Raw genomic sequence first — 11,987 nt, forward strand, 5'->3', positions numbered from 1 at the left:
TTAACGCAGGTTAATTTTATTATAAGTGTATATTTATACCCATTTGTCCTGTAATTTTCAATTTTTTGTGGCGAAATAGCTAATTTCCTTTATTTTTTTTGCCAATGACGGGAAAATTTAGGCCTAAATTAGGTCATGAGGTGATTATGAAACGCAACGAGCTACTCGCTATTTTGAATGCCAAGCTGGCACCGGAGCAAATTAAAGACTTTTGTCCCAATGGTCTGCAGGTTGAAGGCACAGAGCAAATTAAAAAAATCGTCACCGGAGTGACCGCCAGTCAGGCCCTGGTTGATAAGGCTATTGAGCTGCAAGCCGATGCCCTGGTTGTGCACCATGGTTACTTTTGGAAGGGTGAGTCGCAAGTGATCAGTGGCATGAAAAAACGCCGTCTAAAAGCGCTGCTGGCGGCAGATATTAACCTGTTCGCCTACCACTTACCCCTGGATGTGCACCCTGAACTAGGTAATAACGCTCAGCTTGCTAGATTACTGGGCATTGAAATTCAAGGCGGCATGGAGTCGGGCGCAACCAGCGTGCCGGTGTGGGGTAAGCTCAGCGAGCCTGTCAGTGGCGATGAATTTGCCAAGCGCATTGAAGCCGTTTTAGGGCGCACGCCCCTTAGCTCTGTGGTGCGCTCGGATGTGATTGAAACCATAGGCCTGTGTACCGGCGGTGGGCAGGGTTATATCGACCTGGCGGCGGCGCAAGGTTTGGATGCCTATCTGACTGGCGAGGCCTCAGAGCAAACCATTCACAGTTCCACCGAGCAGGGCATAGATTTCTTTGCCGCCGGGCACCACGCTACCGAGCGCTATGGTGCTAAGGCGTTGGGGGAATTCTTAGCGGATGAATTCGGCTTGGATGTGACCTTTATTGACATCGACAATCCGGTATAAAGATTATACTAATTCACTTAAATAGCTAATCACCCTTGCGGGCTAAATATCGTGCTCACTGTGTTGAAATTTTTCGATGTAAAATAACTACATAAGAAAAATTCCGCCTTGTTATCACATCATTTATCCAGCGCTATCTCTGATCACATACTTAACAGAATTGGTATTAAAAGGAGCCAGGGGCTCCTTTTTTACTGTTGTTGCACTGGCTTATTTGCGGCTGTTATTTTGCTTACAGGTATTGAGGAAGTGGCGGTAAACCGGGTTATCCTTCATTTCTTTTTTCATCGCCAAATACATGGGGCGGTTTAAACCCAGGGCGCCCAGAGGTATCGACTTTATCAAGCCTTGCGCCTCATAAGGCGTCACCAGCCAATCCGGCAGGGCGGCCACGCCCATACCCGCACTCACCAATTGGAAAATCAACAAACCCTGATCCACGGTTTTTAAGGTGCCATCAAAACGGGCATTTTGGATAAAGTGTTTGAAGATATCCTGGCGCTCCCGTGGGATGGGGTAGGAGATGATGGTTTCATCTTTTAAATCCAAGGCGGTCACATACGCCTTATTAGCCAAGGGGTGATCTGGTGCCACGATCAGCTTAAGTTTAAAATCAAACAAATGAGCAAATTCCAAGCGATCCGGCTCACGAATGTCCGAGGTTAGGACTAGATCTAAATCCCCATCAAGTAGTTCGGGAATGGCGTCATAGCTAAAGCCGCGCTCATAATCCACATGTATATCTGGCCAGAAGTTATTGAATTCTTTAATGGTCGGCAATAACCAGTGAAAACAAGCGTGGCATTCCACACTTAGGCGCAGTTGCGAAATAGGCTGATTTAAACTTTCTTTAAGGCGGCATTTGGTGGCTTCGACCTTAGGTAACACATCCTGCGCCAGCTCCAGCAGCAGCATGCCTTGAGGGGTAAAGCGTACCGGATGGGTTTTACGCTCAAACAGCTGACAATCGAGCTTGTTTTCCAAGTCTTTGATTTGGTGGGATAAAGCAGATTGGGTTAGAAATAATTCTCGGGCGGTATTCACTAAAGAACCGGTTTCTTTCAAGGTGGCTATGGTTTTAAGGTGTTTAATTTCAATCATCTTTAGTAAATCTCATAAAAGCCAGTCACATATCTCATAATGATTGCGACTAAACCGCGCTTGATAAATGTATGAAAGTCTAGACGGCTAAAAAATTATCACTTTTATACTGAGTTGGCTATTAAAAGATAAAATTCATTGTGAAAAATGTCTATTTTCTCTTTTCTTTAATTTTGTCAGCGGCGAATCAAGGCGCTGATATGAATTTAATTCATTAACAATGTGAATAAGCTTCGTTTGTGTCCCCAAGATCTGAGATGTAACGTTTAGCCATCTAAACAGCTAAATGGATATTTACATCATGGCACTTATACATAACTTAGGTTTTCCCCGTATCGGCAAACGCCGCGAATTAAAATTTGCTATCGAGGCCTATTGGGCCGGCGATATTACCCAGGAAGAGCTGCGCCAGCGCGGTGCGCAAATCCGCCAGGAAAATTGGGCAATGCAAAGCGAAGCAGGCATAGAGCTTGTGCCTGTGGGCGATTTTGCCTGGTACGATCAGGTGTTATCTACTTCTATGCTGGTAGGAGCCATTCCGGCTCGCCACCAAAGCGACAGCAGCAATGCCCTGGACACCCTGTTCCGTATCGGCCGTGGTCGTGCGCCAACGGGCTGCGCCTGCGCCGCCAGTGAGATGACTAAATGGTTTAATACCAACTACCACTATATTGTGCCTGAGCTAAGTGCTGAGCAGCAGTTTGCCCTGAGCTTTAACGAACTTTTTGAGCAAGTAGAAGAAGCGCAGAATTTAGGGCATAAGGTTAAGCCCGTGTTGGTTGGTCCGGTGACTTATTTGTATCTGGCCAAGTGCGCTGGGGAAGAGTTCGACAAGCTGAGCCTGTTAGAGCATCTATTGCCTGTGTATCAACAGGTGTTGGCCAAATTGGCGGCACAAGGAGTGGAGTGGGTGCAAATCGATGAACCTATTTTGGCCTTGGAGCTGGATACGCACTACCGCAGCGCTTTAACTCAAAGTTTTGCGGCACTAGCCGACCAAGGCGTGAAGTTGTTGCTGGCCACCTATTTTGATGAGGTGAGCAGCTACTTAAAAGATATCAGCGAGTATGCCCTTGATGGTGCGCATTTCGACCTGGTGGCTACACCGCAGAATATCGAAGCGCTGAATGCGGCGCTTGGCCAAGAGCGAGTGTTATCTCTTGGGGTGATCAACGGCCGTAATATTTGGCGTGCCGACCTCAGTGCCATCTATGAGCAGGTGCAAGAAATTGCTGCCCAGCGTGGTGATTCACTGTGGCTGGCGCCATCTTGCTCTTTATTGCATACCCCGGTGGACTTGGAGCAAGAGCAACTACTGGACGGTGAATTGAAAAGCTGGTTGGCCTTTGCCAAGCAAAAAGGCGAAGAGCTTAATTTGCTAAAAGTGGCTCTGGAGCGCAGTAATACGCAAGATATCGACGCTTATAGTGCACCGGTGAAAAACCGCCGTACTTCAAGCCGAGTAAACAATGCGCAAGTGCAGCAGCGTGTGGCAAAACTAAGTTCCGATCACGGTCAACGTCACAGCGAGTTTGCGCTGCGTGCTGAAACACAAAAAGTGGCCCTGCAATTGCCACTGTTGCCGACCACTACTATTGGCTCCTTCCCGCAGACATCGGATATTCGTAAAGCCCGTCGCGACTTTAAGGCTGGGGAGTTAAGTGCCGAGGCTTATGAGCAACAGATGCAGGAACAAATTCAATATGCGGTGCGTGAGCAAGAAGCACTGGATATAGATGTATTGGTGCATGGTGAGGCGGAGCGTAACGACATGGTCGAATACTTCGGTGAATTGCTAGATGGTTTTGCCTTTAGCCAGTTCGGTTGGGTGCAAAGTTATGGCACCCGCTGTGTGAAGCCGCCTTTGATCTGGGGTGATGTGTCTCGCGCCGCGCCTATGACATTACAATGGACCCAGTATGCCCAGTCGCTCACCGACAAGCATATGAAGGGCATGCTTACGGGTCCTGTGACCATTTTATTCTGGTCCTTTGTGCGCGATGATTTGGATAAGCCGACTATCGCCAATCAAATCGCTCTGGCACTGCGTGATGAGGTGGTGGATCTGCAAGATGGCGGCATTAAGGTAATTCAAATCGATGAGCCAGCGTTTCGCGAGGGTATGCCACTTAAAGCCAGCCAGTGGCAGAGTTACCTTGATTGGGCGGCCTATGCCTTCCGTGTATCGGCCAGTGGCGTTGATGACAGCACGCAAATTCACACTCATATGTGTTATAGCGAATTTAACGACATTATTGGCGCCATTGCCGCCATGGATGCGGATGTGATCACCATAGAAACATCGCGATCTAATATGGAATTGCTTGATGCCTTTGAGCACTTCGATTACCCCAATGATATTGGCCCTGGGGTGTATGATATCCATACTCCGAATGTGCCCGAGGTTACGTGGATCAAGGACTTGATCCACAAGGCGGCAGCGAAAGTTCCGGTTGAGCGTCTGTGGGTGAACCCGGATTGCGGCTTGAAAACCCGCGCCTGGCCGGAAACCCGTGAGGCCCTGCAAAACATGGTCATTGCCACCAAGGAGCTACGCCAAGAGCTAAGCGCTTAGCAAAAAGAGTGACACAAGAGCGGACGTTATAAATGTCCGCTCTTTTTTAAGCCTTTCTCACCCTTTACTTTCACAGCCTTCCCTCATAAGATCACACAAAATTTCTAGTGGATAAGCGCAATGACACATACCCCGCAACGTATTACCCTTACTCGTCCTGATGACTGGCACATTCACCTTCGTGATGGCGAGCAACTAAAAGACACGGTAAGAGACGCCAGCCGCTATATTGGCCGCGCCATCATCATGCCTAACCTGGTACCGCCGGCAACCTGTACCGATACGGCGCTAGCTTATCGTGATCGCATTATGGCTGCGGGGCCAAAGGCGCATTTTGAACCCCTGATGGTGCTGTATCTAACGGATAACACCACGCCTGAGGAAATTCGCAAAGCCAAGGGATCGGGTAAAATCGTTGCTGCCAAGCTGTATCCAGCCGGCGCGACCACTAACTCAGACTCAGGTGTGACCGATATTGAAAATATCTACCCTGTGCTTGAAGCCATGCAGGAAGTGGGCATGCTGTTGTTGGTTCACGGTGAGGTGACCGACTCAAGTATCGATATCTTCGACCGTGAAAAGGTCTTTATCGACACCAAATTGAAAAAGGTAGTGCAGGACTTCCCTGAGCTTAAAGTGGTGTTAGAGCACATCACTACCAAGGATGCGGTTGAGTTTGTAAGCTCGGCATCGGCCAATGTGGCGGCGACCATTACCGCGCATCACCTGCTTTATAACCGCAATCATATGCTTGCCGGTGGCATTCGTCCGCATTATTACTGCCTGCCTATTCTTAAGCGTAATACCCATCAGGAAGCCCTGATTGAAGCTGCCACCAGTGGTAACAGCAAGTTCTTTCTAGGTACCGACTCGGCGCCACACCTTAAGGACAAAAAAGAAGCGGCTTGTGGTTGTGCTGGTGCATACACGGCGCACGCGCCACTTGAGCTATATGCTGAAGCCTTTGAGCAGGCCGGTGCCCTGGACAAGCTTGAAGCCTTTGCTAGCCACTTTGGTCCGGATTTCTACGGCATTGCCCGCAATACGGATACAGTGACCCTGGTACGTGAGCCGTGGCAAGTGCCGCAAAGCTACCCACTGGGAGAAGACAAGGTCATTCCTATTTGTGCCGGTGAAATGCTGAATTGGCAGGTTAAGGACTAGGCTCTAGATCACTCTTAGAAAAAGCCCGATTTGTTATCGGGCTTTTTTATGCCTGTAAGGATAAGCCGCCAAGATGGATGACGGGGTGTTGATCTGCCGCAAGCAAGTTGCAGAGCCCTGCCTTTAGCGGACAATTGTCCTTATGTTCTAAAGTGGCTTTGACTAAGCTCTGGCGCTAAAATTAAGCACAGTCAGTGCTTTTCGCGCTATAACAAACAGGTGAAATAACCATGCACTTACCTACAGTGGACTATCAATCGCCGAACGCGCCAGCCGAATTTGTCGAATCGCTTCGCAATACCGGTTTTGGGGTGTTAACTAACCATCCGATCCCACAATCGCTGGTGGAGTCAATTTATCAGGATTGGCAGGCTTTTTTTAACTCAGAGCAAAAGCATGAGTTTCTTTTTGATAAACAAACTCAGGACGGTTATTTCCCACCCGAGATAAGTGAAGTGGCCAAAGGCTGCAAGGTTAAAGACATCAAAGAATACTACCATGTCTACCCTAAAGGCCGAGTACCTGAACAACTGGAAGAGAAAATTCGTGAGTATTATCGCTTGGCCAATGAGTTTGCCAGCGAATTACTAAGCTGGGTGCAGGCCCATGCGCCGGCGGATGTACAGGCTAAGTTCACCATTGACCTTAAAGACATGATCAAAAATTCGGAGCAAACCTTGCTGCGTATTTTGCACTATCCACCGATGACGGGCGAGGAAGAGCCGGGCGCTATTCGTGCCGCCGCTCATGGTGATATCAACCTGCTGACCGTGCTGCCTGCTGCGAACGAGCCAGGTTTACAGGTGCAAAACAAAGAGGGTGGCTGGCTGGATGTTCCAAGCGACTTTGGTAACCTGATCATCAATATCGGCGATATGCTGCAAGAGGCATCCGGTGGTTACTTCCCATCGACCATTCACAGAGTAATTAACCCAACGGGTAAGGCTTCGACCAAGTCACGTATCTCGTTACCCCTGTTTTTGCACCCGCGCCCAGATGTGGTGCTCTCTGAGCGTTATACCGCCGACAGCTATTTGCAGGAACGCTTGCGCGAACTCGGCGTAAAATAACGTTCATAGAGTAATTACAAAAAAGCCCGTTAAAAACGGGCTTTTTTGTTTTGGCATTTTTAATGCTTAGCTTATCAGCAAGGCACGGGCCGCCAGGCCGATACCGAGCGTGATCACCACGCTGAGTAGAGTCCCCAACATTACATACTCGGTGAGCTGCTTATCCTTGGCATTGGTTAAATCGCCAAAGCGAAAGACCGACTTGGCGGCAAGCACAAACCCCACTCCAGCTAATTCATCGATTAGGATAAAGGTCAGCATAAGCAGGCGCTCTAACAGGCCAATACTGTGCCCGGCTTGTGGCAACGTTGTTCTCTTATCACCGGCGATGCTGGCAGGCAGGTGCCAGCGCTCAAGCAGCATACGAATGGCCACAGAGCTGGGGTTAAGCACTAATAAATAGGCGAGCAGCAGCACATAAGTATTACTGTGCATCAGCTGAGCGTTAAACCACAGGCCGAGTGTATCGGCATCCGTTAAATAGCAGCTTAGCGCTACAAGAATAAGAATATGCGCGCCTTGGTCGATAATAAAGGGCACAAAGCCACGGTTGCTGTAGGATTTGGCGACATCAATCAACCAGTGGCTGGTCATAATAAGCGCGGTGGCCGCCAGTATAGGGAGCCAATCACCGAGGCCGTAATAACACTCCCAGGCCCACAATAAGGCACCGCTCAGCACGCCGTGCACTAGTGTATGCAACATCAACTTAGGGGATTTAAAATGGCGTTTATTACGCTGGTGAACCCAGCTTAAGGGCTGCAAGAAAAAGTCGGCGACCACATGGGCCAACAACAGCCCCAGTAACAGGGCGATTTGCTCATTCATGTGTGCACTCCTTGGCGGCGACCGCGAGAAATTCATCGAGCAAATGATACTGCCCGGCATTGAGCAATTTGGTGGCATTGGCTCGTGAGCTGCCCATTTGAGCAGCGATGGCGGCATGATCTTGATGTTCCAGCCAGTGATACCAATACAGGGCCTGGGCCTGCTTTTGGCTGGTGTGCGTGAGTAGGTGATCCACAAAGCGGATGTTTAAGGCAAAGCTGGCGCTCAAGGGCCTTTGATAGAGGCTTAGGCTCAGGCGCTTGTTTTTAATCGTATCCAGTCCCTTGCCGGAGAGTAATAGGGCGGCGCCGGTGGCGGTTTTTACATCCTGGCGATAGTTATCAATGGGCCCTATAGCTTCGCTAATACGGGCATCAAGGGCATGGCTTCGCAAATAAAGGCGCAACATCAGGCTCGCCTGTAAAGGTACAGGGGCCTTGCCAAGAATGCATTGAAACGCATCGCCGCGGTAAATATTGAAGTGCCCATCAAAGCGCTCGCACAGGGCGCGCAAGCCTTGCTCCAGGGTATAAAGCAGAACGTCGTATTGTGCGCCCGCCTGCTCGCTGGAGCCGACAATATCGCCGCTCAGTACAGTGTAATTGGCTGTGGACATAGATCTCCGTGCAGTTCGGTTACTTGGCTAAAAGTAACTAAAAATAGTTACATCTTTATTTGTAACTAAATATAGTTACCCCCCCTTAATAGTACAAGAAAAACTAACTAAGACACCCACTTTAAGATTTCACACTTCCGGACCCAACAATAACGAACAATAACTAAGCAATAACTCAGACACCCATTCCAATATTTCACACTTCAAGATCCTTTAGCTACACTTTGAAGGTGCTACTCAAGGAGGAGTGGGTCATGGCAACGCCTCGTAAAAACCAAATCAGTCTGGTTGATACCCCCTATTATCACTGTATTTCTCGTTGTGTTCGGCGTGCTTTTTTATGTGGTATAGATGCACTGACCGGCCGCTCTTATGAACATCGCCGCGATTGGGTTGAAAGTAAACTGCTGCAGCTGGCCTGTGTTTTCTGTATAGATGTCTGTGCCTATGCAGTAATGAGCAATCATACTCATGTGGTACTACATGTAGATAAGAGTAAATCCCAGGACCTAACTGATAAGGCGATTCTGCTACGGTGGCATAAACTATTTAAAGGCACTGCGCTCAGCCAGCGCTTTTTGCAAGGAGAGTCGTTAGATACGGCCGAGTTTACTGCCCTACAAGGTCGAATCAGGATTTATCGGGAGCGGCTCAGTGATATCAGCTGGTTTATGCGCGTACTCAATGAAGGAATTGCCCGCCAAGCCAATCGTGAAGACAAGTGTACCGGCCGTTTTTGGGAAGGGCGCTTTAAATCTCAAGCGCTTCTTGATGAAGCAGCCCTAGTGGCCTGCTTAGCCTATGTGGACTTAAACCCTATTCGAGCAAATGCCGCTGACTTACCCGAACAATCCGACTATACCAGCGTGAAAACCAGAATCGCATCAGCAAAGAAGGGGCAGCAACCCACTACCTTAATGTCCTTTGTTGGTAATCCACGCAAAAATATGCCTAAGGGGTTACCTTTTGAGCTACAGAGTTACTTAGATCTGATTGAATGGACAGGGCGCTGTATGCGCGAAGATAAGCCTGGCCATATTTCATCTGACGCAGCCCCCATACTTGAGCGCCTCGATATTTGCCCTACAAATTGGTTGGCTCTAACAACCTCATTCACCAAGGTATTTCACGGTGCGGTGGGTAAAGAGCAAGCCTTAACAACCTACTGTCAGCACCAACACCGAAAGCGACGTGTGGATTTAGGCAACAGCCAAGCTCTGTTTGCTTAGCTTTGTTCACTTAAATACCATTTTATCCTACCAATCTCCTACTACATGCACAAAGTGCGGGCTACGCACGACTCAAATTCACGAAAATGATAAAAACGAAAGGAAAATCACCAAAACACGCTCTTACTGAGCGGCACTTGTTTTAAAGTGCATTTCCCTTTTTTCGTTGTACCGTTCAATTTTTAAAGTGGGTGTCTTGTTTATTTGTTAATACGAAATCGGCGATAGTGATTGCCGAACAAAGGGCAGGCCAACCCTCAAGTAGTTATGCTAAATTAGCACGTATGGTCTTGGATGCGGCGCAACAGGGCGATCCCCTCGCTAGCGAAATAGTCAAAGACGGTGCCCGCTATATCAGTATGATGGCCAGGCGTTTATTGGCACTCGAGCCGCCGCGTTTGTCCATGATTGGCGGCTTGGCAGAGCCTTTACAGCCGTGGCTGGATGCGGATATTGCAGCGCGTGTCGCACCACCCAAACAGCCACCGGAATTAGGTGCGGTTTACTTTGCACAGCAGTCGTTGGCACAGGAATAAATCGGCACCACAGACTCTAAGGTTATAAATACAATGAATACAACCTTCCATGCCCAGCGTTTATTTGATGGTGAACGCTTTTTAACAGACGTCTATTTTCAGGCGCGTGCGGGAAAATCGCATTTCCTGACATCACCACAAGAACAAGCCACTCGACTTGAAGGCTTAGTGGTACCTGGCTTTATCGATGTTCAGGTCAACGGTGGTGGCGGGGCGTTTTTTAATGCCGAGCCTAACCTTGCCTGTCTTGAGAAGATGGTGCAGGCGCACGGTCAATTTGGCACCACGGCCATGATGCCGACCCTGATCACAGATGATATTAAGGTGATGGGCGCAGCCGCCGACGCCATTGCACAGGCTATTAGCACTCAGGTGCCGGGCATTGCTGGCGTCCATTTCGAAGGTCCGCATCTGAGTTTACCCAAAAAAGGCACTCACAGTGAGCAGTTTATCCGGCCTATCAGTGCCGCAGAAATGGCCATTTACGAGCGTGACGATCTGGGTCTGAAAATGCTCACCCTGGCACCGGAGCATGTCAGCACTGCCGACATCAAGCGTTTGGTGGCCATGGATGTTAAAGTTTCTCTTGGCCATACCAATGCGGATTATGCCACCACCATGGCGGCTCTCGATGCCGGCGCCGATGGCTTCACTCATTTATTTAATGCCATGTCACCTTTTACCTCCCGCGAGCCCGGTGTGGTGGGTGCGGCCCTTTGGCATGACAATAGCTGGTGCGGGCTAATAGTGGATGGTCATCATCTGCATCCAGACTCCGCCAAGCTGGCTATTCGTACCAAGCAGCGCGGCAAAATCATGCTGGTGACAGATGCCATGCCGCCGGTTGGCACAGACGTCACCGAGTTTGACTTCTTCGATGGTCGCAAGGTGTACCGTACCGGTGACCGTTTGAATTCCAGCACAGGTGAGCTGGCGGGCAGTGTGCTCGATATGGCCAGCGCCGTGCGTAATACGGTTAATACCCTGGACATCAGTTTGGGCGAAGCGCTGCGAATGGCCTCCCTTTATCCGGCGCAATACCTGGGCTTACAGCACAGTAAGGGGCGTCTGCTGGAAGGCTTTGATGCGGACTTTGTGGTGCTTGACGAGCAACTGCAGGCACAGGCAACCTACCTAGGTGGGCACTTGCTTTAAGGTTAATCCCTGAAGACCCCGCAGGCAGTAATGCGGGGCTTTTTATTGTGCCCAACCAGAAATGAGGGTAGGCAAGTAGTGAGAGTATATGACAACAACTAACACGGATAAGAAGAAGCAACGCCTGGCCTCTTTGGCCGCATTGCGCGGCTTTGATATGTTTTGGATCCTAGGCGGTCAGGGCATTTTCGCCGCACTTTTGGTGTTAACGGGTTGGCAAGGCTGGAAAGCATTCGAGGCGCACACGCTGCACTCGCCCTGGCATGGCTTCACTTTTTACGACCTGATTTTTCCGCTCTTTATCTTCTTATCGGGCGTGGCCATGGGCTTAAGCCCTAAACGCATCGACCATTTATCTCTTAATGAACGCCTGCCTTATTACCAAAAGGCATTGAAACGATTGGTTATTTTATCTGCCTTTGGGGTGCTTTATAACCATGGTTGGGGCACCGGCATGCCTATGGCGCTGGACGAAATTCGCTATGCCAGCGTGCTTGGGCGCATCGCTATTGCCTGGTTTATTGCTGCCATGCTGGTGTGGCACACCTCGATGCGCACGCAGGTGATGGTGGTGGTTGGCATCTTAGTAGACTATTGGCTTTGGCTTTGTTTTATTCCCGTGCCCGGCGGGGTTGCCGGCGACCTAAGTGTCGAGGGCAGTTGGAACGCCTGGATTGATTAACACCTGTTACCGGGTATTAGTTATCAGAATAGGCCGGTTGACCCTGAGGGCATATTGTCGAATATTCCCGCCGTGGCCAACGCGTTGATGGGTGTTTTTGCTGGGCGCTTGTGCCCATAGATCCCATTTTTT

General features: G+C 49.5%; 10 protein-coding genes and 1 pseudogene. 8 read left to right on the forward strand and 3 right to left on the reverse strand.

Annotated features, from left to right (window positions below; translation table 11 throughout):
- Positions 1-146 precede the first annotated feature (146 nt).
- Positions 147-899, forward strand: coding sequence for a Nif3-like dinuclear metal center hexameric protein (locus tag WCN91_RS04685; protein ID WP_342676772.1), 753 nt, complete (start codon positions 147-149; stop codon positions 897-899).
- 210 nt (positions 900-1,109) lie between these two features.
- Here the strand turns inward: WCN91_RS04685 and WCN91_RS04690 are convergent, their stop codons facing one another.
- Positions 1,110-2,000: a LysR substrate-binding domain-containing protein gene (locus tag WCN91_RS04690; protein ID WP_105200456.1), complete on the reverse strand. Its 891-nt coding sequence runs from the start codon at positions 1,998-2,000 to the stop codon at positions 1,110-1,112.
- A 301-nt stretch (positions 2,001-2,301) separates the two neighbouring features.
- On the opposite strand from WCN91_RS04690, the gene metE reads away from it, so the two are divergent.
- The 3 genes from metE (at position 2,302) to WCN91_RS04705 (ending at position 6,809) form a co-directional block, all read left to right on the forward strand.
- Positions 2,302-4,575 (forward strand): 5-methyltetrahydropteroyltriglutamate--homocysteine S-methyltransferase, encoded by a 2,274-nt coding sequence (gene metE / locus WCN91_RS04695; protein WP_342676775.1) that lies wholly within the window; start codon positions 2,302-2,304, stop codon positions 4,573-4,575.
- 120 nt (positions 4,576-4,695) lie between these two features.
- Positions 4,696-5,739, forward strand: a complete 1,044-nt coding sequence (gene pyrC / locus WCN91_RS04700) for a dihydroorotase (RefSeq protein ID WP_342676777.1) — start codon at positions 4,696-4,698, stop codon at positions 5,737-5,739.
- A 230-nt stretch (positions 5,740-5,969) separates the two neighbouring features.
- Entirely contained in the window at positions 5,970-6,809 is an 840-nt protein-coding gene (locus WCN91_RS04705) for an isopenicillin N synthase family dioxygenase (protein WP_342676779.1), read from the forward strand.
- A 66-nt stretch (positions 6,810-6,875) separates the two neighbouring features.
- Here the strand turns inward: WCN91_RS04705 and WCN91_RS04710 are convergent, their stop codons facing one another.
- Complete coding sequence (locus WCN91_RS04710; protein WP_342676781.1) at positions 6,876-7,637, reverse strand: DUF3307 domain-containing protein; 762 nt, start codon at positions 7,635-7,637, stop codon at positions 6,876-6,878.
- A complete protein-coding gene (locus WCN91_RS04715; protein ID WP_342676783.1) occupies positions 7,630-8,253 on the reverse strand; it encodes a hypothetical protein in 624 nt (207 codons plus the stop codon). The genes WCN91_RS04710 and WCN91_RS04715 overlap by 8 nt, the downstream gene beginning before the upstream one ends.
- A gap of 254 nt (positions 8,254-8,507) precedes the next feature.
- Between WCN91_RS04715 and WCN91_RS04720 the strand changes: the two genes are divergently transcribed.
- The 4 genes and pseudogenes from WCN91_RS04720 to WCN91_RS04735 form a co-directional block, all read left to right on the forward strand.
- The gene (locus WCN91_RS04720) at positions 8,508-9,482 is read left to right on the forward strand and encodes a transposase (protein WP_342676785.1); all 975 of its coding nucleotides are present in this window, start codon (positions 8,508-8,510) and stop codon (positions 9,480-9,482) included.
- A 191-nt stretch (positions 9,483-9,673) separates the two neighbouring features.
- Positions 9,674-10,018 (forward strand): hypothetical protein, encoded by a 345-nt coding sequence (locus tag WCN91_RS04725; RefSeq protein WP_425416008.1) that lies wholly within the window; start codon positions 9,674-9,676, stop codon positions 10,016-10,018.
- A gap of 33 nt (positions 10,019-10,051) precedes the next feature.
- Complete coding sequence (gene nagA / locus WCN91_RS04730; RefSeq protein ID WP_342676787.1) at positions 10,052-11,173, forward strand: N-acetylglucosamine-6-phosphate deacetylase; 1,122 nt, start codon at positions 10,052-10,054, stop codon at positions 11,171-11,173.
- An 88-nt stretch (positions 11,174-11,261) separates the two neighbouring features.
- A pseudogene (locus WCN91_RS04735) lies at positions 11,262-11,963 on the forward strand (DUF5009 domain-containing protein); the annotation flags it as partial.
- Positions 11,964-11,987 lie beyond the last annotated feature (24 nt).

It is taken from the genome of Pseudoalteromonas qingdaonensis, from assembly GCF_038739665.1.
Classification (GTDB): domain Bacteria; phylum Pseudomonadota; class Gammaproteobacteria; order Enterobacterales; family Alteromonadaceae; genus Pseudoalteromonas; species Pseudoalteromonas qingdaonensis.

What these genes read in the sequence shown, in the direction of transcription:
- WCN91_RS04685 (WP_342676772.1), top strand. Translation starts at nt 147, where the DNA reads ATGAAACGCAACGAGCTACTCGCTATTTTGAATGCCAAGCTGGCACCG.
- WCN91_RS04690 (WP_105200456.1), bottom strand. Translation starts at nt 2,000, where the DNA reads ATGATTGAAATTAAACACCTTAAAACCATAGCCACCTTGAAAGAAACC.
- metE (WP_342676775.1), top strand. Translation starts at nt 2,302, where the DNA reads ATGGCACTTATACATAACTTAGGTTTTCCCCGTATCGGCAAACGCCGC.
- pyrC (WP_342676777.1), top strand. Translation starts at nt 4,696, where the DNA reads ATGACACATACCCCGCAACGTATTACCCTTACTCGTCCTGATGACTGG.
- WCN91_RS04705 (WP_342676779.1), top strand. Translation starts at nt 5,970, where the DNA reads ATGCACTTACCTACAGTGGACTATCAATCGCCGAACGCGCCAGCCGAA.
- WCN91_RS04710 (WP_342676781.1), bottom strand. Translation starts at nt 7,637, where the DNA reads ATGAATGAGCAAATCGCCCTGTTACTGGGGCTGTTGTTGGCCCATGTG.
- WCN91_RS04715 (WP_342676783.1), bottom strand. Translation starts at nt 8,253, where the DNA reads ATGTCCACAGCCAATTACACTGTACTGAGCGGCGATATTGTCGGCTCC.
- WCN91_RS04720 (WP_342676785.1), top strand. Translation starts at nt 8,508, where the DNA reads ATGGCAACGCCTCGTAAAAACCAAATCAGTCTGGTTGATACCCCCTAT.
- nagA (WP_342676787.1), top strand. Translation starts at nt 10,052, where the DNA reads ATGAATACAACCTTCCATGCCCAGCGTTTATTTGATGGTGAACGCTTT.